Source organism: Leptospira stimsonii (assembly GCF_003545885.1).
Lineage (GTDB): Bacteria > Spirochaetota > Leptospiria > Leptospirales > Leptospiraceae > Leptospira > Leptospira stimsonii.
On sequence record NZ_QHCT01000005.1, the window covers coordinates 13,651 to 33,275 of the forward strand.

General features: G+C 43.5%; 17 protein-coding genes, 1 tRNA gene and 1 riboswitch. Of the genes, 11 read left to right on the forward strand and 7 right to left on the reverse strand.

Features of this window, described 5'->3' with window-relative positions; all coding sequences use genetic code 11:
* Positions 1 to 275: 275 nt before the first annotated feature.
* From DLM75_RS16655 to DLM75_RS16670, 4 genes are all read right to left on the reverse strand, one after another.
* A complete protein-coding gene (locus tag DLM75_RS16655; RefSeq protein ID WP_118969650.1) occupies positions 276 to 1,460 on the reverse strand; it encodes a hybrid sensor histidine kinase/response regulator in 1,185 nt (394 codons plus the stop codon).
* Positions 1,457 to 1,906, reverse strand: coding sequence for a response regulator (locus tag DLM75_RS16660; protein WP_118969651.1), 450 nt, complete (start codon positions 1,904 to 1,906; stop codon positions 1,457 to 1,459). The genes DLM75_RS16655 and DLM75_RS16660 overlap by 4 nt, the downstream gene beginning before the upstream one ends.
* Positions 1,890 to 3,287 carry a sensor histidine kinase gene (locus tag DLM75_RS16665; protein WP_118969652.1) on the reverse strand — a complete coding sequence of 466 codons (1,398 nt, stop codon included), beginning with the start codon at positions 3,285 to 3,287 and terminating at the stop codon, positions 1,890 to 1,892. The genes DLM75_RS16660 and DLM75_RS16665 overlap by 17 nt, the downstream gene beginning before the upstream one ends.
* A gap of 434 nt (positions 3,288 to 3,721) precedes the next feature.
* A complete protein-coding gene (locus DLM75_RS16670) occupies positions 3,722 to 4,609 on the reverse strand; it encodes a class I SAM-dependent methyltransferase (protein ID WP_118969653.1) in 888 nt (295 codons plus the stop codon).
* Between the two features lie 87 nt (positions 4,610 to 4,696).
* On the opposite strand from DLM75_RS16670, the gene DLM75_RS16675 reads away from it, so the two are divergent.
* From DLM75_RS16675 to DLM75_RS16700, 5 genes are all read left to right on the forward strand, one after another.
* The gene (locus DLM75_RS16675; protein ID WP_118969654.1) at positions 4,697 to 5,743 is read left to right on the forward strand and encodes a CapA family protein; all 1,047 of its coding nucleotides are present in this window, start codon (positions 4,697 to 4,699) and stop codon (positions 5,741 to 5,743) included.
* A gap of 146 nt (positions 5,744 to 5,889) precedes the next feature.
* Positions 5,890 to 6,070, forward strand: a riboswitch (cobalamin riboswitch).
* Between the two features lie 108 nt (positions 6,071 to 6,178).
* Positions 6,179 to 8,311: a TonB-dependent receptor plug domain-containing protein gene (locus DLM75_RS16680; protein ID WP_118969655.1), complete on the forward strand. Its 2,133-nt coding sequence runs from the start codon at positions 6,179 to 6,181 to the stop codon at positions 8,309 to 8,311.
* 1 nt (position 8,312) lies between these two features.
* Positions 8,313 to 9,476, forward strand: coding sequence for a YncE family protein (locus DLM75_RS16685; RefSeq protein ID WP_118969656.1), 1,164 nt, complete (start codon positions 8,313 to 8,315; stop codon positions 9,474 to 9,476).
* A 445-nt stretch (positions 9,477 to 9,921) separates the two neighbouring features.
* Positions 9,922 to 10,581 (forward strand): ankyrin repeat domain-containing protein, encoded by a 660-nt coding sequence (locus tag DLM75_RS16695; protein ID WP_118969658.1) that lies wholly within the window; start codon positions 9,922 to 9,924, stop codon positions 10,579 to 10,581.
* Between the two features lie 136 nt (positions 10,582 to 10,717).
* On the forward strand, positions 10,718 to 11,173 hold the full coding sequence (locus tag DLM75_RS16700) for a hypothetical protein (RefSeq protein WP_118969659.1): 456 nt from the start codon (positions 10,718 to 10,720) through the stop codon (positions 11,171 to 11,173).
* Between the two features lie 501 nt (positions 11,174 to 11,674).
* Here the strand turns inward: DLM75_RS16700 and DLM75_RS16705 are convergent.
* A tRNA-Arg gene (locus tag DLM75_RS16705) sits at positions 11,675 to 11,746 on the reverse strand.
* A gap of 128 nt (positions 11,747 to 11,874) precedes the next feature.
* Between DLM75_RS16705 and DLM75_RS16710 the strand changes: the two genes are divergently transcribed.
* The gene (locus tag DLM75_RS16710) at positions 11,875 to 12,261 is read left to right on the forward strand and encodes an LIC10421/LIC12816 family protein (RefSeq protein WP_118969660.1); all 387 of its coding nucleotides are present in this window, start codon (positions 11,875 to 11,877) and stop codon (positions 12,259 to 12,261) included.
* Between the two features lie 103 nt (positions 12,262 to 12,364).
* Here DLM75_RS16710 and tmk read toward each other — a convergent pair whose 3' ends face one another.
* Positions 12,365 to 12,982 carry a dTMP kinase gene (tmk, locus tag DLM75_RS16715; protein ID WP_118969661.1) on the reverse strand — a complete coding sequence of 206 codons (618 nt, stop codon included), beginning with the start codon at positions 12,980 to 12,982 and terminating at the stop codon, positions 12,365 to 12,367.
* Positions 12,983 to 13,086: 104 nt separating this feature from the next.
* Between tmk and DLM75_RS16720 the strand changes: the two genes are divergently transcribed.
* The 5 genes from DLM75_RS16720 to DLM75_RS16740 all read left to right on the forward strand — a co-directional run bounded on the left by DLM75_RS16720 (position 13,087) and on the right by DLM75_RS16740 (position 17,772).
* Positions 13,087 to 13,698 carry a trypsin-like peptidase domain-containing protein gene (locus DLM75_RS16720; protein ID WP_429945489.1) on the forward strand — a complete coding sequence of 204 codons (612 nt, stop codon included), beginning with the start codon at positions 13,087 to 13,089 and terminating at the stop codon, positions 13,696 to 13,698.
* Between the two features lie 218 nt (positions 13,699 to 13,916).
* Complete coding sequence (locus tag DLM75_RS16725; RefSeq protein ID WP_118969663.1) at positions 13,917 to 15,077, forward strand: S1C family serine protease; 1,161 nt, start codon at positions 13,917 to 13,919, stop codon at positions 15,075 to 15,077.
* Positions 15,078 to 16,103 carry a Holliday junction branch migration DNA helicase RuvB gene (ruvB, locus tag DLM75_RS16730; protein ID WP_118969664.1) on the forward strand — a complete coding sequence of 342 codons (1,026 nt, stop codon included), beginning with the start codon at positions 15,078 to 15,080 and terminating at the stop codon, positions 16,101 to 16,103.
* On the forward strand, positions 16,078 to 16,995 hold the full coding sequence (locus DLM75_RS16735) for an energy transducer TonB (RefSeq protein WP_118969665.1): 918 nt from the start codon (positions 16,078 to 16,080) through the stop codon (positions 16,993 to 16,995). Before ruvB ends, DLM75_RS16735 begins: the two co-directional genes overlap by 26 nt.
* Positions 16,996 to 17,007: 12 nt before the next feature.
* A complete protein-coding gene (locus DLM75_RS16740; protein WP_118969666.1) occupies positions 17,008 to 17,772 on the forward strand; it encodes a hypothetical protein in 765 nt (254 codons plus the stop codon).
* 6 nt (positions 17,773 to 17,778) lie between these two features.
* Here DLM75_RS16740 and DLM75_RS16745 read toward each other — a convergent pair whose 3' ends face one another.
* Entirely contained in the window at positions 17,779 to 19,623 is a 1,845-nt protein-coding gene (locus tag DLM75_RS16745) for a sensor histidine kinase (RefSeq protein WP_118969667.1), read from the reverse strand.
* Positions 19,624 to 19,625: the final 2 nt, after the last annotated feature.

Consider the following 19,625-nt stretch of genomic DNA (forward strand, 5'->3'; position numbering starts at 1 on the left):
TTTGACAAAATCAAAAACTGAAACCGATATTTTCACGAACTGTCGATCCGAGAATCCAAAGCATCGGTAGCTTGATTACCTCGTAAGAGATTTTGTAACTTCTCATTGCAGGAATTCTAATATTTTGGGTTTGCGTGAATCGCTAACGATGATGGGTAATTTTCTTTTGGTGTCGCTCGGACATTGTATAAAAATGGAACAGCCGATCCATTGCGTTCTGAGAGAGTTCGTCTAACGTGGTGTCTAAATAGAACGGACTTGAAGATCTGTTTTTCTCAAGCGAAATTTTTTTCTTGCGAAGAACTTGAATCCTTCTCGATTTCAGGGCGTATGGGAAGATTGATGTAGAATCGAGTGAATTCATTTTCTTTGCTTTCGTAATAAATTTCTCCTCCGTGATCTTTGACGATTCCGGTACTTACGGAAAGTCCGAGGCCGGTTCCTTTATCCACCTTTTTCGTCGTGAAAAAGGGACTGAAGATTTTCTTGGCTTCCTCAGTCGGAATTCCGATTCCTCGGTCTTCGATGCTCATCTGAATCCAAGGATCCGAATCCTTTTCGAATTTCTTAGCCTTAATGAGGATCATTTTATTCGAATCGTATTTCGGATACTTTTGATTTAGTGCGTCCCTTGCGTTGTTCAAAATGTTGAGGACCACTTGTTGAATCTGTTGCGGAACACAGAAAACGTCCGGAAGTGAATCCTGAATCTGTGTTTCAATACGGATCGTATCTTTTTTGAAAAGTTGTTCGCAGAGTGAAACGGTCCTTTGAATCACTTCCCGGAAATTTACTTTAGAGAAGACTTGTTTCTCCTGCCTAGCAAGCCTCAAGAGGTCTTTTGTGATATTGGAAATTCTTTCTCCTTCGTCCAGTATATTACTTGCATATTTAAGAATGGAGTCGTCTTGACTTTGTCCAAGAATCAACTGCGCGTAATTAATGATGATCGTCAGCGGATTATTGATTTCATGTGCCACTCCGGTAGCGAGAAGGCTGATCGCTTCCAACTTCTGAGCTTGTATCAGTTGAGACTTTAGAGTTTCGTTCTGCTTTTCAACTTCTTCCAAAAGTATTCTTTCTTCTGATTCTTTTAGGGCTCTTTCTATAGAATAGTTGAGCTTTGTGATCTTGTTTTTGGAAATGTAATCTGTGGCACCTTGTTTGAGGGCTTCGATCGCCGCGTCTTCTCCCAACCAGCCGGATACAAAAAGGAATGGAACGTGCGGATGAAATTTTCTAACGATTTCAAGCGCCTCCATCCCATCAAAAGAAGGAAGAGAAAAATCGGATAAGACCAGATCGGGTTCACTCGACTGAACTTCTTGAATTAACTCTTCTTTCGTTTGGATTTGTTTATAAGAAAAATCTAAACCGCTCCCATTAATCTGGCGTATCATTAAACCGAGATCGTTCGGATTGTCCTCAATACAGATGATATAAACTTTTCTCTGAATCATAAAACTCGTTTGTTCATAAGAATCCAGTAAAATCCGATTTCTGCCGCAACATCGCTGAATTTAGAAAATTCAAGAGGTTTAACGACGTAGCTGTTCACGCCTAAACGATAACTTTCGACGATGTCTTTTTCTTCAGCGGAGGAAGTGAGGATCACGACCGGAATGAGTTTGGTGAGTTCTTCGCTCCTTACTTTTTTAAGCACTTCGATTCCGTCCACCTTGGGCATCTTTAAATCGAGAAGAATCAAAGATGGAAGTTGCATTTTATCCCGAGCCGCGTATCTTCCGGTTGCGAATAAATATTCAAGCGCCTCTTCGCCGTCTCTAACAAGTTTCAACTGGTTTGTAAGATTATGTTTTTTTAAACTTCTCAACGCGAGCTCCGAATCTTGCGCATTATCCTCCGCGTAAAGAATTGAAATTAAATTCTCATGTAAGTTGTGCATCGTCTTCAAGAACCCCCAGTGTGAAATAAAAACAAGCACCTTCATTCAGTTTGCTTTCTCCCCAGACTTTTCCTTTGTGTTTTTCGACGACTCTCTTTACGATCGCCAGGCCAACACCGGTTCCTTCGAATTCCTCCGGATGATGAAGTCTCTGAAACATATTAAACAATTTATGCTGATACTTCATGTCGAATCCCGCACCGTTGTCTTTTACGAAAAAGACGGTTTCTCCTTCGTGTTCATACGAACCGACCTCGACTCTCGGATTTTCTTTCTCCCTGGAATATTTGAAGGAATTCGAAATCAAATTGAAAAGAAGTTGTTTGAGCAGGCCGGAGTCCGCCTTTGCCGATGGAAGTTCTCCAACTGCGGTCTGAACTTTTGAATTTGGATAATAATTGGAAACTTCTTCTAACACTTTTTGAGCCATCTGTTTCATGTTAATCGAAGTAAATAGAATTTCCTTTCTTCCAAGACGGGAGTATTCCAGAAGGTCGTCGATCAGCTGTCCCATATTCCCGGCATTCTGTATAATGATTTCGAGAATTCTTTTTCCGTCTTCCGGTAGAATTTTTCCATGATCTTCCATAAGAATTTTAGAAAAGCCGGCGATGCCTCGAATCGGCGCTCGTAGGTCGTGCGAAACGGAGTAGGAAAATGATTCTAGATCTTTGTTCGATCTCTCGAGTTGGGACGAGTAGTTTTCGAGATTCGCATTCGTATTTTTTAATCGCTCTTCAGCGCCTTGTCTTCTTTTACTTTCTTGATATATTAAGATATACTGAAATGAAATAAAGGAAAGGTTGAGTATGATCGCGATAAAAATAAGACCGATCGCGAATTTAAGATTCGTTTCCGATTCTTCCCTTCTCGATTGATAGAGGCGAAGTTCTTTCTTTTTCATTTCTTTCAGGATCACCCGAATTTTTTCGCTCAGAACATTTCCTTTGGAAGAATGAAAGGCTTTCGTATAATTACCGATCGGTTGAAACTTTTGACGTAAAACGCTCGCTTCCATAAAATCGATCTTATCATTCACCAAAGGCAGTAATTCTGCTATCCTTGTTTGTTGCTCGGAATTATCGCGAGTGAGGAAGTTTAGACTGCTTATCCTGGATAAAAGTAAACCTTTGTTTTCGTGATAACCCGTGAGTAAAAAAGCATCCTTATAAAGTATATAACTTCGAAGAGAGGAGTGCATTTCGCTAAAAGAGGAAAGTGCTTCTTCTAAATTGGCAAGGACTTCCTGTGTATGTGATTCCCATTTTCGTAAATCCGAGGATTGATTCATCGCATAGAAGGCGGATCCTGCTATTACGAAGTTGAGAAGGATGATCACACCTATCCCAAGAATTACGTTTTTTTCAATCGTACTCTTCAAAAATTCCAAACCTTAACAAAAGAATTGAACCGCGAAGGATCGACGCGTTTTTCTAAGGAATCAAAAAGAGAAACGCCGACCCGAAGGAAAAAAATCAAGATCACTTTTCTACTTGGTTGTCTTTAAAATAGCAAGAAAAACTTATAAATAATCAGATTCTCATTATAATTATAGTATACTAATATAACGTTGGGCAAGAATTTATTTTTCTTTTTCGGTTTCCTCGGGAATATCTGGGAGATTACGGTAGGAGTGTTGGAAAGGCGCCTGTATTTTTAAAAAACGAGAATATTAGATTCTTATTAATTTAAAGAAAGAGTAAGAAAGACTGCGGTTTTTGAAAAAGTGACACGATTTCCTATCGATTTTCATGTCGTTTTAGCAATTTCTCTCTTATGTCTCAATGGTGAAAGATTAAGCGGAGAAAAATTCGCTTACTTTGGTTTGGAAGTCGATTTCGGTTTTTCAAAAGAAAGGGCCATCATGTCACCTTGGTTGAAAAATTTTACGGTCGGGTCGGCGAAATACTTCAGAAGTTTATAAAGAATTCCGGCGTTTTTTTTCGTGGTCAGCCCGCTTCCGTATGTGATGTGTTTTTTCTTTTTAAAACCGAGTGACTTGCAAAGTTCCGTTATTCCCGTGAGAGAGTAGTAGTAAAGATGTTCCGGTACATTAAGATATCTCCAGGAAGGACCTTGGAGTTTTGCGAGAATTCCCCATCTGCAAGTGGAAAGGATGATTCTTCCTCCCGGTTTTAGAAGTGTATAAATTTTTTCTAATGTTTCTTTCGGTTTGTGGAGGTGTTCAATAGACGCCCATAACGTGATCAGATCGAATTTCTCGGAGGGATTTTCTTCCCATTGTAGAAAGTCTTTTTGTTCCACCTTGAGTCCGAGTTTTTCTTTCGCGAATTTTACGGGAGCTTCCGCGATATCCATTCCGTAAGAATCCCAGTCTCTTTGTTGCATATAATCTACAAAGTATCCGGCCGCACAACCGACGTCTAAACACCGTTTTTCCGAGGAAAGAGTTTCTTCCCAGGACGGAAAATCCAAATCTCTTAAATTGAGTCCGAAAACTCGGGAGATTTCGTTTCGTACTCCGTCTGAAAAATAATTATCATAGCCTCGATCGCTTCTTTTCAAAAAGTATTCTTCCGAATAATAAGAAGCCACTTCTTCCGGAGAGGGTTGGGGACTTACTTGAACGAGCTTGCAACGTTTGCATCGGACGATCTGGAAAATTTCGTTTTTGTGATTGGATTTGGTAAAAAGAGGTTTGAATTCGGATGAGCCGCAGGTATTGCAAGGGATACGTTCCATTCTACTTAACCTATCGGGCGAAGAGGAAATTCCTATGATAGAAATTCTGCTTTACGCAAATCTTCCGCCTGAAACTCATGAAAGGACATGAAACAAGCCGCTCTACGTTCCATTCTATCTTTTATATTTTTGATTTCATTCGCGCTCTTTGCCGATCCGCAAACAAACACGACCATCAAGATCAAAGCGGTCGGGGATATGGTGCCCGGGACGAATTATCCGGAACCTCTTACTATTCAGGATCCAAGATCTTTTCTTTTCGGAAAGGTGGAGAATCATCTCAAAGGCGCTGATATTCTTTTCGGGAACTTTGAAAGTACTCTGACTAATTTTCCCAGCACTTCGAAGGACACTTCGAGAAAGATGATCTTCGCGTTTCGAACTCCTCCTTCCTATGCGAAGGTCTTAAAGGACGTAGGATTTGATATTTTAAGTATCGCTAATAATCATTCTTTGGATTTCCATCAGCAGGGCTTTGACGATACGCAGAAAAATCTTTCGGATGCCGGGATTCGTTACACTGGTAAGAAGGGAATGATCACGTATATGAATGTGAAAAACGTTTCAGTCGCTTGGATCGGTTTTTCCCACTTGAAGTCGCATAACAATGTGAACGAAATCGAAGAAGGAGTCGCTCTCGTAAAAGAAGCCAAGAAGAAAGCCCAACTCGTTTTTATATCCTTTCACGGCGGTGCGGAAGGTGGTCCGGCTCTGCACGTCAAAAATCAGATGGAACGTTTTTACGGAGAATATAGAGGGAATCTCGTTGAGTTCAGTCATTCTTTGATCGATGCAGGCGCCGATCTCGTAATCGGACACGGTCCTCACCTCGTTCGAGCGATGGAATTGTATAAGGGAAGGTTGATCGCATATTCTCTCGGTAACTTTATGGGTTATAGAGCGCTTTCTTCACGCGGGATCGTGGGTTATTCCCTCGTCTTGGAAGCGGAAGTCGATTCTCAAGGGAAGTTCGTAAAAGGAAAAATCATTCCTCTGCAATTGGACAGCGCTTCGATTCCTGAATATGATCCCGAAAAGAAAACGATCGATCTTTTGAGAAAGTTAACCAAAGAAGACTTTCCCGGCAGGGGACCTAAAATTTCCGAAGATGGAGTGATCCTTCCGGGAGTGTGAAGGACAAAACGTTCGAAGCCGTCTTTTGTGAATCGTCCAGAATTTCCGGTTTTTGTTCCTATTTTTATTCGAAAAGTTACACCTTCCGTTGAGTTTTCTCCGAAAGGTATAATTTCTTTTCTCTTGCCCCCGGGTCCGTATTCTAAATCCTGGACTCGTAGCTTGTTTGTCCTCGAAAAAGAGGAAGGGAATCCGGTTCAATTCCGGAGCTGAACCCGCAGCTGTAATCACCTCCAAAAAGGTTTTGCTAAGAGGCCACTGTGTTTTTCATGGGAAGGCGGCAAAATCGGTGAGAGCCAGAAGACCTAACAAGCCGCAATAAACTGATAGGACTTTCGGGAGCTAAGGTCGGGTTTGAAAAATAGGCTTTCGTCATTTCGATATCCGCCGGGGTCTCCCGATTTTTCTTTCCCTTCGCGCCTTTCCGTGTGAAAAATGGGAAAGAAAAAATACATTCGATATTTAGAATATTCTAAAGTATTTCTGTTTTTTATTTCGACGATCGGTCTTTATTCTCAGGAGAATCCGAGTTCTCCGAAAGCACAGAAAGCGGAAACGGTCCAGGTCCTCGGTAAGGTCCCGGACACAAACTCCCAAAATTTTAGGTCCAATCCGAGCGGTTTTCAGACAGCGATCAAATTGGACGAAACATCCGCACGTTATACGTCTTTGCCTGAGGTTTTGGAAAGAGAAGCCGGTCTTCGAGTTCGTTCGTTCGGAGGTCTCGGTTCTTATTCTACACTTTCGATTCGTGGAACCAATCCCAACCAGTCTCGGATTTATTTGGACGGAATTCCGTTGAACAACTCTCAAGGCGGGGAGGTAAATCTCGCCGATCTTCCTTTTGACAGCTTGGAGAGCGTAGAGGTCTATCGTTCCGGAAATCCGATCGGCTTTTCAGGTTCCGCGATCGGCGGATCGGTTAATCTTGTCACACGAAAGGATTCCGGAAAACCGAAGACAAGAATCAACTTAGGCGGCGGTTCGTTTAACACGGGTAAGGTTAGTGTTTCGCATACGGGTAATTATAACGGCATCGGCGCTAGTTTTATGGCGCTCGGCGAGAAATCGGACCAAAACTTCTCCTTTAAAAACGATCATGGAACCGTCGTCCTAAATACGTTAGACGACACGATCGATCGAAGAAAAAACGCGGGTTTCGAAAGGTCGGCTCTTTTCGGAACTCTAAAGTATCAGATCGGAAAAACGGAAATCAAATTTTTAAACGATTTCAATCATAGGATTCACGGTCTTCCTGGGCCTGGCTCCAATCAAACCAATCAGGTTCACAGAAAATACGATCGTTATACCGGGTCCTTTGCCTCCGATACAAAGGGGCTTTTTGTGGATTGGTTTCGCCTGGAGACGAGAAGTTTTTATACCGCAGCGAAGGACGATCTTTTTGATCCCGGATCTGAATTTTCGAAAGGCGCTCCGAACTCGAGAGCTGAGGTTCGACAGATGGGAGTGCAACTGATGCCCACTCTCTATCTTACAGATTATTATCAGATCCTTCGCGGTTTTGTTTCCCTTGAGAAAGAATCTTTCGATCGAGAGAGGTTGACTCCTTCCAATTACGTCTCGAGAATCGAACCTCTCAAAGAGAGAACCTATTCTTCCTATCGCATCGAGGATGAGATTCGTCTTTTTGAGGCAAAGGTTTTGCTGATTCCTTCCGTGACGTGGGATCACTATAAAGATCGTTTCCCTTCGGAGGAGCCTTGGTATCGTAAGGAAAACCCTCTCTCCGGAGATCAGAAAAAAAACACATTCGCAAATCCTAAATTTGGTTTTGTCTGGAAGCTCTTAGAGAGAGAAACATGGGATATTCAATTTCAAGCGAACGTTTCAAAACAATTTAGAATTCCTTCCTTTTTGGAAATGTTCGGAGAGCAGGGAAGTATCATCGCAAATCCGAATCTCAAACCGGAGCAAAGCGGCAACGGAGACGGAGGTTTTGTCTTGAAGACGGAACATTCTTTCTTAAAAACGAAAACGAGCGTTTCTTATTTTTCGAAAGATATCAAGGATATGATTCTATTCCTTCCGAATTCTCAATTTACTTTGAGACCGGAGAACGTCGATTCGGCGAAGATTCGAGGTTTGGAGTTTTCCCATAGAGAAGACTGGAAGTACGGTTTTAAGTTTCTTTTCAATTATACGTATCAGAGCGCGATCAACAATTCTTCTTCTCCTTACCTCAATGGGAAGGTGCTTCCTTTGAGGCCAAGACACGAGTTTTCGAGTACGATTTCTTGGAAAGGAAAACGACTCGAGACCGGTTTAGAATTATTGTATATAGGAGCCGTGTTCCGGGACCGAACCAACGAATACATCAATTATATTCCGGCGAGACAGATCTGGAATTGTTTTTTTACTCTGGTTCTTTTTTCCGAACCGGGAGAATCAACGAAAGATTCGTTCGGAAACGTAAAAGAATCCGCTCCCTCCAAAGAATTCTTACTTACGTTGGAAGTGAAAAATTTTACGGACAAGAGAATTTCCGACCTGATCGGCTACCCGCTTCCGGGAAGAAGCTGGTATGCGACCCTGAGTATGAGGTTTTGAAATGAAGTTAAAACTTTATGTATTTATAGTATTCTATTTATTGAATGTATCTTGTCAGGATTTGCAGAGGCCTTCTTTTTTAAGTCTTCTTTTGACCCAGAGCCTGCCTGGAAACATCGGTGTCGTGACCACCGATTTCGGAGGAAGCGGAAGATTTAAAGTGATCAATCCTTCTCTTCTCTATAGTTATCCGGGTTTGATTCCGATTCATTCCGACGCTCTCGCTCGATTCGGTTTAGGAAAGGTTTATGTTTTGAATCTCCTCAACCGAGATAGTATTCAAGTCTTAGATCCGAACTTCGGTTTTGTCACCGTTTCCGAACTCGCGCTTGGGTTTAAGGTGAATCCGGCGGATATAGAATTCGCGGGACCGTCCAAGGCTTATGTTACGCTCTACGGTTCCAATCGCCTTTTGATTTTAGATCCTTCTTTGATGGCGATCACGGGTTCGATCGATTTGGGAGGTTACTCGGAAACGTTTTCCAGCGGGGGAACCCCGGACGGACTTCCGGAGATGAGCGGGATGAAAATCGTGGGCGATTCTCTTTTCGTATGTCTTCAGAGATTGGATCGAAACGATCCTTCCGGTTACTTTCCACCGAACACAACTTCGCTTTTGCTCGAGATTTATATTGCCACGGATACGGTCATCGGAACTTATACGTTTCCAGCATCCAATCCGGTGAATAAACCGCAACTCTTGGATCTTTTCGGAGAACCTCACCTTGTGTTTGCGACTCCGGGAAGAATGGGTTTTTTAAGCCAGATCGACGGAGGAGTGAGCGCGTTTCGACTGGGGACTCGTTCTTTTCTGACGAGGCTTTTGTTTTCGGAGTCGGTCGCAGGCGGGGACATCGTAAACGTACAAGTCAAATCGGATACGGTCGGTTACGCTTCGGTTTTGGATTCGAGTTTTACGAAGTCTTTAAAAGTTTTTAATCCGAGCACCGGAGAAACGACTGCCACTCTCTTACGCATTCCTTCCAGTTACGATGCAAGTCTCTCAAGTATTCTACTCGCTTCGGATAAAATTCTATACGTAGGAAACACTCAGTTTCAGCAACCGGGAGTTACGATGTTCGATACGGAAAGAGGAGACGCACTTTTGACTCCGAGTCCGATCTCAGTAGATTTACAACCGTACGATATTATCGAATTGAAATAAAGATGACTTCGGAGATAGGAATCGATGGAGAATTGGAATCCAAAAAAACGAGAGCACATGCGTTCGATTCTATCCTTAAAAAAAGAATCCCGATTTTCAGTAAGGTGTAAGAATTCTTTTGAAATCTCTTGATTTTTTTTCAAAAAGAGGTTCTAATCCTCTCACAAAAAGCGTAACCGTACCCGGAAGTTGTGAGGGGATAGAATGAGAATCGTCCTAGGAAAAGGTATTTTGTAGGAATTCCTACATGAATATTTTCACTTGCGAAAAGTTTGATTTTATGATAGTGGAAAATCTCCGGAAGTTTTCCACCACCCACCCCTCCACCCAAGTTCAGGGAGGGGCGCGCGACTTTCACTGAAAGGTTGTCGTAGTTCCGACAGATTTTCGTACGACCCAGACAACTTGTGGGTAAAGTTATGCACAAAAAAGCGACGGTGAGAATATGCAGGAAATCTTTCAGGCGATAGCGGGCGGGCAAAAATCCAAAGTGATCGGTCTTTTGAAACGGGATCCGAGTCTGTTCCAAAGCCTCACGGAAGAAGGAATCACTCCGGTTTTATTTTCTATCTACTACGGGAAATTGGATCTTTCGAAAGAAATTTTTCAAATCAGTCCGAACCGAAATCTTTTTGAAGCGGCGGCGCTCGGAGATCTGGAAGAAACAAAAAAGAGAATCGTAGAATTTCCGGAAGAGATCAATTCGCTTTCCAAAGACGGTTGGTCCGCGTTGCATTTGGCTTCTTATTTTGGACATTTGGAGATTGTAAGAGCGTTGATCGACGCCGGAGCGGATCTAAGTCTGACTTCGAAGAGTAAGATGTCTTTCGGAAATACCGCGTTGCATTCAGCGATCGCCACGGGAAAAAGGGAAGTCGTGGAGCTTCTCCTGGATAAAGGAGCCGACGTCAACGCGATCCAAGATCCAGGTAAAATTACTCCGCTTCATATCGCGGCGAGTCGTCCCGGGAGTATTGAAATCATTCAAATCCTTTTGAAAAAAGGAGCGGACAAAACCAAACTCAGCGAAGAGGAACAAACTCCGTACGCAATCGCATTAGAAAAAGGGAATGAAGCGGAAGCGAGGGAATTGGAGATAAAATAAGGTTTTGCGGTCTATCCTAACGAGTGAATTCGTATTTGATTCATTACGTTCTCGCAATGACGGACCCATAACGGCTTCGAATTATTACGAAGTTTGCTCCTGAAAGAAGTAAAAATAGAAAAAGGATTGAATTCAAATGGAAACTTTAACTTTTACGATCTTGATTCACGCCGACGTAAAGACCGTTTGGCACAAAATGCTCGACGATAAGAGCTATCGAATTTGGACGGAAGCGTTTCACGCCGGTTCTTTCTATGAAGGAAGTTGGAAAAAGGGGAGCTTCATTCGCTTTTTGGGTCCAGACGAAAATGGCGGCCTCGGTGGTATGTACAGCCGGATCAAAGAGAATATAGCCAATCAATATATCTCGATCGAACATTTAGGGATGGTGAGCAACGGAGTCGTCGACACCGAAAGCGAAGCGGTTAAAAAGTGGACTCCCTCCTTGGAGAATTACACGTTTAAAGAACAAGGTCCCGGTAAAACGGAATTGATCATAGAGATGCAAACCATAGAAGAATACAAATCGATGTTCGAAGATATGTGGCCCAAGGCATTGAAAGCGCTGAAGGATTTGTCTGAAGCGGGATGAGGCTTGCTTCTTCGAGAGAAGGTGCAGTTTGGTTTCTTTGCTTCGCAAAGAGTCAACGCCAACGCTCCGCTGGCTTTTGACTCCATTGCTTCCTATGGGGCGCAATGTACCTGTAACGCGACCCATAGGAAGCGTTACACTGAGTTAACGCGGTTACCCAAGTTCATCCGAACAGAACTTCTTGCATTGACTGGGACTCGCCGTTACGCAAACAACCGTGGTGTATCATAAACTCAGCAGATTCTTCCCTACGGGTCAGAATCTATCACGGCGTCTCGCTTTGGCCTCGGAACATCCTGTTCCTCGGAAGCATTCTTCGCTCTCTATGGATCGCTTGAAATGCTTTACCAAAGCTCGCTTCGAGTCCCGACATTGTTATGGAAATGTTTGAAGGCGTTGTTGCTTTTTCGAGAGAAGGTGCAGTTTGGTTTCTTTGCTTTGCAAAGAGTCAACGCCAACGCTCCGCTGGCTTTTGACTCCATTGCTTCCTATGGGGCGCAATGTACCTACCGGGACTCGAACCCGGACCCCAGGCTCCGGAGGCCTGTACTCTATCCGTTGAGCTATAGGTACGCTCACAAATGAGTCTTTTGAAAAGGCCGCTCGTGTCAAATGCAAATCCGGAATCGATGTCTTAGGAAGGAAAGTCCTTGAAAAACGGAACCAGTGTGAAATTCTCTTCCTAATAGATAGAGGTAGAGATGCAAGTTTCATTTCTGATTGATTGGAAGAGGGAATTCTTTAGGAAGATTTTTTACTTTCTCTTCGTCCTCGTACTTTTCGGATTTTTTACTCCTGCGTTTTCCGTAAGTGAAGAGGAAGAGGAAAGACTTCTGGAAAAAGCGCTCGTGGAAAGTGCGGTAACACCCGCGCAGAAACTAGCCGTCGCCAATTATCTCAAAGCCACTGCGATCGCCAAAAGAAACCGAGCGAACGAACTCAGGGAACTTGCAAAACTTTCCAGAGGAGAAAAATTTCTTCACGCGCAAGCACGGAAGGAAAAGCTTCATCGAATGGCGGAATCTCTCGAACGTCAGGCTGATCGTCACGAAGCCACTCTCAAAGAATTACCGACCCAAAATCATTGATTCCAAAAGGAAGTCGAATTGACCCCTCTCTCGGAAATTGGGAACTTCCTTCTTCCGAAAAATTCGAAAACAAATAGAAAGAATTCGATTTGATAAGAATCGATTATGATTCTTCGTTTCGGATTCTTTTCAACAAAATAGAAAGACATTCGTTTGCGATTTGATCCGGGCCCTTTTCGGCGTCGATACGAATCGTTTCCCAGGGAAGAATTCTCTCATAAGCGGAATGGATTTTTTCCAGTTGGGAAAGAGTTTCAAATCGTTCCTTTTCTTCCTTTCTTCGACTCAATCTTTCTAAAGCGACCTTCGGATTTAGATTCAGATAAAAAAGAAGATCCGGAATTCTAAAATTTCTTTCTAAGTTCTTTTGTAGAATCGTTTCGGGGGAAAGATCCGGTCCGCTCTGATAGGCGGCGGTAGAATACATATATCGATCCAGAAAAACATTCTTTCCTGCTTCCAATGCGGGAAGAATGTTTTGTTTTAAGGATTCTTCTCTGTCGGAAAGAAAGGCTTCGATTTGTTCTTCTCGATTGAGATCGATTTCACCTCTTAAAAACTTTCTCAAAAATTTTCCGGTTTCTAAGTTCGTCGGTTCCGTAAAGGAAGCTGAGGGGATTCCTTCTTTGAGAAGAAGTTCCGTAATCGATCTGCAAAGAGTGGATTTTCCACTTCCGTCGATTCCTTCAAATACTACGAAGAGCGGACTTTCTTTCTTCATTTTTCCTTTTCCAATTCAATCTTGACAGAGGGGATTTGTTTAAAAACATTCTTCTTAGATACATGGATTCGTTTGAAAAGGAAGAATCCAGTAAAAATTCCCGAATGAAAAATAATTTTCCCGATCTCAGATCATTCTTCTTTTATTTTTTATTCTTTGGTTTCTTCTTCCAATCCTGTTCTTTCTCTTCTCGGAACGTCTCCTCTCCGCAGTCCGAGGAAACAAAAATTGAAAATCCGAATGCTTCCAAGGATCGAATCAAAATTCATCATATCTACGAAGAAGTGTATCCGGATTCCTCCGAGAGTTCGGTCTTGATCACTTCGGAGAAAAATGCGAATCCTCAGATCGCTCATTTCAAAGGAACTTCTAAAACGCTAAAAAAAGAGGTCGTCCTCGGAAGCGGAATCGTCATCAATCAGTTGGGTTATATTCTTACAAACGAGCACGTTATTCGCTCTTATGATAAACTCAACGTAAAACTCAAATCGGGAAAACTCTACGAAGCCCAGATCATCGGTTTGGACAAGAAGCTGGATCTCGCGATTTTAAAAGTGGAAGTCGATCACGAAATCATTCCTGTGGAAGTTCTGGATTCTTATTCTCTTCAGATTGTGGAGCGGGCGATTCAAAAATATATGAAAGCGAAACAGGCCTTCAAAGAAAGCAGGGAACTCGCGGCGAAAAAGAACGTTCCGGTTCACATAAGACATTGATCCGTTTTTTCTCTTTGTTCTAAAAATCGGGAAACTCTTCCTTCTCTTTTTAGGTCTAACGTTCAAGACGGGAAGGAATTCTCCTTTCGTCTCAATCCAAACTCAATCCGAATGTGGTTCCTGAAGAGACTTGTTTCTAAATCCAACTTGACAGTCGGAAGAGCGAGTCGATCCTTTCAGTACCTATCGGAAATTCATTTTCAGAGGGATAGAATTCAATGAAAAACTCGGAAAAACTGAAGTATTTTGCGATCGTCAGCATCTCACTTCTCCTCGGAGCATTCTTATCTCCCGTGATGTTCTGCGGATCCAATCAGAACAGTCCTCTTTTCCTGAGCGCAAAGGGAGACAGAGAACCTACGCCGGCGGCTCGCCAGGCGATCACCATTCAACAAGCTTTTGAAGAAGTGTATCAAACCGCTTCTCCAAGCGTTGTTTCCATCGCAACGGAAAGAACTCAGAACGTTCCCGTTCATCCCTTCGGTGATCCGTTCTTCGATCAGTTTTTCGGAAGAGGTCAAGGCGGCGGTGGAAGAGTGATGAAACAAAAACAGACCGGTCTCGGTTCTGGAATCATTCTCAACACACAAGGTTATATTCTTACGAACGAACACGTCGTTCGTTCCATGGATAAACTCACCGTTCGTTTGAAAACCGGTAAGACTTACAACGCGGAACTCGTCGGTTCCGATGCGACCATCGACTTGGCTCTTTTAAAAATCAAACCGGATTCCGAAATCACTCCGATCGAACTCGGAGATTCTTCGGCGGTGAAAGTGGGGGACTGGGCCATCGCGATCGGAGCTCCTCTCGGTTACGAACAATCTCTTACCGCGGGAATCGTGAGCGCGGTCGGTCGTGCGGGAATCGATAACAGCGGTGTTCATTATCTTCAAACGGACGCGGCGATCAACCAAGGAAACTCCGGAGGACCGCTTCTCGACATCAACGGTCGTGTGATCGGAATCAATCGTATGATCGCTTCGCAAAGCGGCGGTTCGGTGGGAATCGGTTTTGCCATTCCGATCAACGAAGCCAAAGCGATCATGGAAGAATTGAAGACCACCGGTAAGGTAAAACGCCCCGCGCAAGCCTGGCTCGGAGTCGGAGTCGACTACCTTCATGAAGAGGACGCAAAGCAGTTAAAAATCTCCGGCGGTGCGGTTGTCGTTCAGATCATGAATGATTCTCCAGCCGATCGTGCGGGAATTCAGTTGATGGACGTGATTACGGAAATTTCAGGAACAAAAATCAATTCTCCGGAAGACGTGGTCAACACGGTGAAGAAAAATAAGGTGGGAGATAGAATCAACGTTACGATCCTCCGTCAAGGAAACGTCTCGAGACTTTCCATTCAGCTTAAGGAAAGACCGAACTGATTGTCCAAATCCCATACCCTCAATCCGGAAGAAGAATTTGAAGAAGAGTCGGGTCTACGCCCGTCTCTTCTAAACGAATTTATAGGACAAAGAGAAGTTTTAAACAATCTCGGAGTCTACGTCCAAGCCGCGAAAAAAAGAAAAAAGGCTCTTGATCACGTTCTTATTTCCGGTCCGCCCGGACTTGGAAAAACAACTCTTGCCGGAATTATCTCCAACGAACTCGGAACCAGACTTACGATCACTTCCGCGCCGGTGATCACAAAAGGCGCCGATCTCGCGCGTCTTCTCACGAGCATGGGTGAGAATGAGATTCTTTTTATAGACGAGATTCATACGCTTCACAAAAAGCTCGAAGAAATTCTCTATCCCGCGATGGAGAATTATATGATCGACCTTGTGATCGGAGAAGGTGTGACCGCACAGATGGTCCAAATTCCTCTCAAACCTTTTACCTTGGTCGGAGCTACGACCCGAAGCGGTCTTATCAGCGAACCTCTCAAGAGTCGTTTTGGAATTCAACTCCGTTTGGATTACTACAGCGATGACGAGATGAAGGAAATCGTTCTGCGTTCTTCTAAAATTTTGAACGTTGCGATCGATGACGACGCGGCGCTTGAAATCGGAAAACGTTCTCGCAAAACTCCTCGAATCGCAAATCATCTTCTCAAACGAATCCGAGACTTCAGCGAGGTCGACGGTCATTCTACCGTCAAAAAGGATCTTTGTATCAAGGCTTTTGATAAGATGGGGATTGACGACCTGGGACTGGATGCTATGGATAGACAGATCCTTGGTTGTATGATCGATCGTTATAAGGGCGGCCCAGTGGGTTTAAAGGCGATCGCGGTCGTGGTCGGCGAAGAGGAAAAAACCATCGAAGACACGTACGAATCTTTTATGGTAAGAATCGGACTCATCAATCGAACGCCCGCCGGAAGAGTCGCGACAGAAAAGGCGTATCAACAATTGAAGCGGATGGGAGACTTTCCCGGAAATCATGAACAAGACCCGACTTTATTCTGAATATTCCGGAATCCCCGAAGATGATAAAAGGTTGATCTACGCGGCCTTTTTGGTTCTTGCGCTCGCGTCTTTTTTCACCGCTCATTTACTCACACGCAATATGCTCTGGAAAATTCTCGGAAGCGAACCCATGGTTAAAATGGAAAGCAACGAGGAAAAAGAAAAAATTTACGAAGTCCTTCTAGAACAAGACTTCGTCGACAAACATATCAAAGACGAATACAAAGCCCTTTCGAACGTGGACGCCGCCGGCGCAGGCGGGATCACAAAGAAGGAAGGATTTCACTCTGCAAGTCCTTTCCGTGAATTCGTGATGGGAAGCGTTGCAAGAAGAAACTCCGAAGCACAGAAACAGCAGTCTCTCGAAAAAAACGACGAGAAGGCATTTGAGGTCGGAATCTATAAGATCGATCCGGTGCAAACGTCTAACACCGATAATACGAAACAAAGCACTCAAACCTACGGAAGGATGACGAAAATTCCATTCAACTACCGTTTCGAACAGGATTTTCTTTTTCGTTGGGACGGAAGCCAGGCCCTCTCCATTCCCAGAAAAAAACTCGCCGGATACGAATACTTTAAACGAATGCTAAAACAAATCGAAGGAAGTTTTGCTCCTCCCGGAGGAGGGAACTTCGCGTATCGAGATATGGCGGGGACCGTGATCCGTGCCGGTATTTCCCCCGGTCAGGTAAAGGTTCAATTTTTGTTAAGCGACAGCGGTCAGGTTTTGGATACGAGACTGATTTCCACACAAGGGCAGGATATCGTTGGTCAGGCTTGTGTGGATTCCATTCGAGGTCAGAATTTCGGAAAAGTTCCCGAAGAAGTGAAAGCGCAAGGAATGATCTTCGGCATCAACTTCATCTTTCCGGAAATAAGAAGCCGTTAAAAGAGAATTTCCTTGGATCCGATTCGAAAAGCTTTTCAGGAACGCGAGAAACTCAAAGAGGCCGAAATTTTAGATCTTCAAAGAGCCAAGATCCGAAAAATCAAGCTCAGAAATTTTAAAAAGAATACCTTGCTGTTCTTTCGTTGTCTCGGAAGAACAAAACTTTTTTTGTATATTCAAAAATTCTTACGTTTTGTGATGGCGGATCTCTGGATCTTAAATCAGTCCCCGATCCTTTGGCTTATGGGAATGGGGCTTCCCAGTTTTTATTTCACCGTTCTTGCGCTTCCGTTTTTGCTGGAAAGCCCGACGATTGCCGTGATCTTTTTCTTTTTTCCGGTGATTCTCACTATGGAATGGTTTCGTTGGATCGGGTTTCGTAGAATTCTTTCCAAACGTTCCTTTTCGATTTCGGGTTTCGAACACTTTTCCGAAAATAAAAAATTGGAATACTATCAGTGGTTCGACCTCGAGATACGGATCCAAGCGGATCGTAATCTGGAAGCGATCGAAGCTATATTAGATTCCTTTTGTATTCTTTCCAAAAAAATTTATTACGCTCCTGGTCAAACCGAGACACGAAAGCCTTGGAAACGGGGGAAAAGTTTGACTTTGAGCGGAAGTGGGAATTCAAGGATCGCTCTTCTTTTGGTCCGGGATCTTTTTAAAAAACTAGATCGTCTCAATCGATTTGAAACTTCGATTCGGAACGTCAATATTCTGGTGACATCCGGTCCCGTTTACGTGGACTCTCTCAGCAATCAGAGCAACGATTGAAGAATATTAAAAAATAGGAATGCTCATAGAGAAGATATTTTCCGATTCTCTGGAAAAATCGTAGGTCGCATTGAGTTTTTCCGCGCGCATTTGGATGTTGTTCAATCCTATTCCCGTCATTTCTTCGGACTTTGTTTCGAACTTCTTCCCGTCGTCTACGATTCTTAAACGTAGATGTCTCCCATCCTTATTCCACAAAATCTGAATATTCTTTGCTTCCGAATGTCTGAGAATATTGGACATGAGCTCGAGAAAAATTTTCTGAACATGAAGACACTGATCCAATCGAAGAACGTCCGAAACCTCTTTGATTTCCGTCTTTACTCGGATTGAACCGGTGCCTTGGATTCTTTCCGCGTAACGATTCATGACGTCTTCTACGAGTTCTTTGTGAGTTCCGGTATGGTGCATAAGGAAGACGATATCTCTTACGTTCGAGATCAGTTGTGTCATTTCGGTTTTCAACTTTTTGAGTGTGGAATCTTCCTTGTTTTTGGATTCCAATTCGAACAGAATAGCGGTGAGTTCGGAGCCGATCGTATCGTGAATGTCCGAGGCGATTCTTGTTCTTTCTTCCGCTTGGAGTTTGAGTTGTTCGTTGTATTTGATCTGAAGTTGTGCGAATTCTTTCGCCTTCTCTAAATCCTCCGTGAACCTTGAGGAGATAATATAGGAATTGAGCGCAACGAAGGTGACAAGTCCGAGCGGAAAACTGTAAGGAAACAAAACGTAAACCTCGAATAAACCGTAGAACACGTCGTTCATCATCGTAAAAACGAGAACAAGTCCGGTGATCAAGATCGTTTTGGCTCTCGGTTCCTTATTTCGAAATGCGGCGATCGTCGGAACGAGAATGAAGACGGCGTAGATAGGAGGCGCGTAGAGAAAGACCGAATACAAACGAACTAGATTGTTCTCATCCAGGGTTAGAATTCCGATCGCGAATAGGATCGTACTCGCGATTGCGAATCGAATCCATTTTGTTTCGAATTCTAACGGGAACATTCTTCGAAGGATGAGATAAACTGTCGGAAAGAAAGTCACTTCGCAAAAAAATTCGATTCGAATTCTAAGATCGAGAGAGAGGCTCGGCAGGGCCATATATTGAATTCCGGAAGTAATGAATGTATAGAGAGAAACCAAAAAACAAAACGCGGCGAAGTGCAACGGGACCGGATCCTTCCTATACGCGAAAAAGAATACGATATAATAGATTCCGAAGGCGCAAATAACGCTGATCAGAATGATCTCCAGCCATTCTTCTTTTCTTTCCTCGAGATCGATGGAGTTTCCGTTTCCGATGCGAAACGAATTCCTGATTCCGCCTTTCAGATGATTTCCTTTAAAATTAGAAACGACCACGGTGATCCAGAAATCGCCCGAAGGGACGACTACGTTTGTAATCAATGGATGAGCTAAGAAGACGGTATCGATTGCGTCCGTTCCCGTAAGGCCGTTTGAATACACTTTGTGATCGTCGAAGTAGACGTCGTAAACTCCGGGGAGCCGTGGGATTCTGATCTTCAGATTCGGGCGGTTCCAATCGCATAACACGTGCAAACGGTATGTCGCATAACCTTTCCAGGTGTAACTCGGATCGTAATCCCTCCAAATCCCGGGAACCGGTTCGTAGAGAGGATTCGAGCTTAGCGATCGGTTGGATTGCGGCAACTCGTTCCAATGGAATTCCCAATCTCCGTTGAGAGTGGTATTTTCCTCGTTTAAGTTAAAATTTCTGAGATCGATCGTTCCTTTTTGCGCTTTCGGTCTTTCTTTCGAAGAAATCGCGGGGGAACACCGGATTGTTAAGATTAAGAAAATGATAAAAATCGAATATACGATTTGTTTCATGA

Bases quoted from the DNA above. Each gene is read 5' to 3' on its own strand.
- DLM75_RS16655 (WP_118969650.1), bottom strand. From the start codon at position 1,460: ATGATTCAGAGAAAAGTTTATATCATCTGTATTGAGGACAATCCGAAC.
- DLM75_RS16660 (WP_118969651.1), bottom strand. From the start codon at position 1,906: ATGCACAACTTACATGAGAATTTAATTTCAATTCTTTACGCGGAGGAT.
- DLM75_RS16670 (WP_118969653.1), bottom strand. From the start codon at position 4,609: ATGGAACGTATCCCTTGCAATACCTGCGGCTCATCCGAATTCAAACCT.
- DLM75_RS16675 (WP_118969654.1), top strand. From the start codon at position 4,697: ATGAAACAAGCCGCTCTACGTTCCATTCTATCTTTTATATTTTTGATT.
- DLM75_RS16680 (WP_118969655.1), top strand. From the start codon at position 6,179: ATGGGAAAGAAAAAATACATTCGATATTTAGAATATTCTAAAGTATTT.
- DLM75_RS16685 (WP_118969656.1), top strand. From the start codon at position 8,313: ATGAAGTTAAAACTTTATGTATTTATAGTATTCTATTTATTGAATGTA.
- DLM75_RS16695 (WP_118969658.1), top strand. From the start codon at position 9,922: ATGCAGGAAATCTTTCAGGCGATAGCGGGCGGGCAAAAATCCAAAGTG.
- DLM75_RS16700 (WP_118969659.1), top strand. From the start codon at position 10,718: ATGGAAACTTTAACTTTTACGATCTTGATTCACGCCGACGTAAAGACC.
- DLM75_RS16710 (WP_118969660.1), top strand. From the start codon at position 11,875: ATGCAAGTTTCATTTCTGATTGATTGGAAGAGGGAATTCTTTAGGAAG.
- tmk (WP_118969661.1), bottom strand. From the start codon at position 12,982: ATGAAGAAAGAAAGTCCGCTCTTCGTAGTATTTGAAGGAATCGACGGA.
- DLM75_RS16720 (WP_429945489.1), top strand. From the start codon at position 13,087: ATGAAAAATAATTTTCCCGATCTCAGATCATTCTTCTTTTATTTTTTA.
- DLM75_RS16725 (WP_118969663.1), top strand. From the start codon at position 13,917: ATGAAAAACTCGGAAAAACTGAAGTATTTTGCGATCGTCAGCATCTCA.
- DLM75_RS16735 (WP_118969665.1), top strand. From the start codon at position 16,078: ATGAACAAGACCCGACTTTATTCTGAATATTCCGGAATCCCCGAAGAT.
- DLM75_RS16745 (WP_118969667.1), bottom strand. From the start codon at position 19,623: ATGAAACAAATCGTATATTCGATTTTTATCATTTTCTTAATCTTAACA.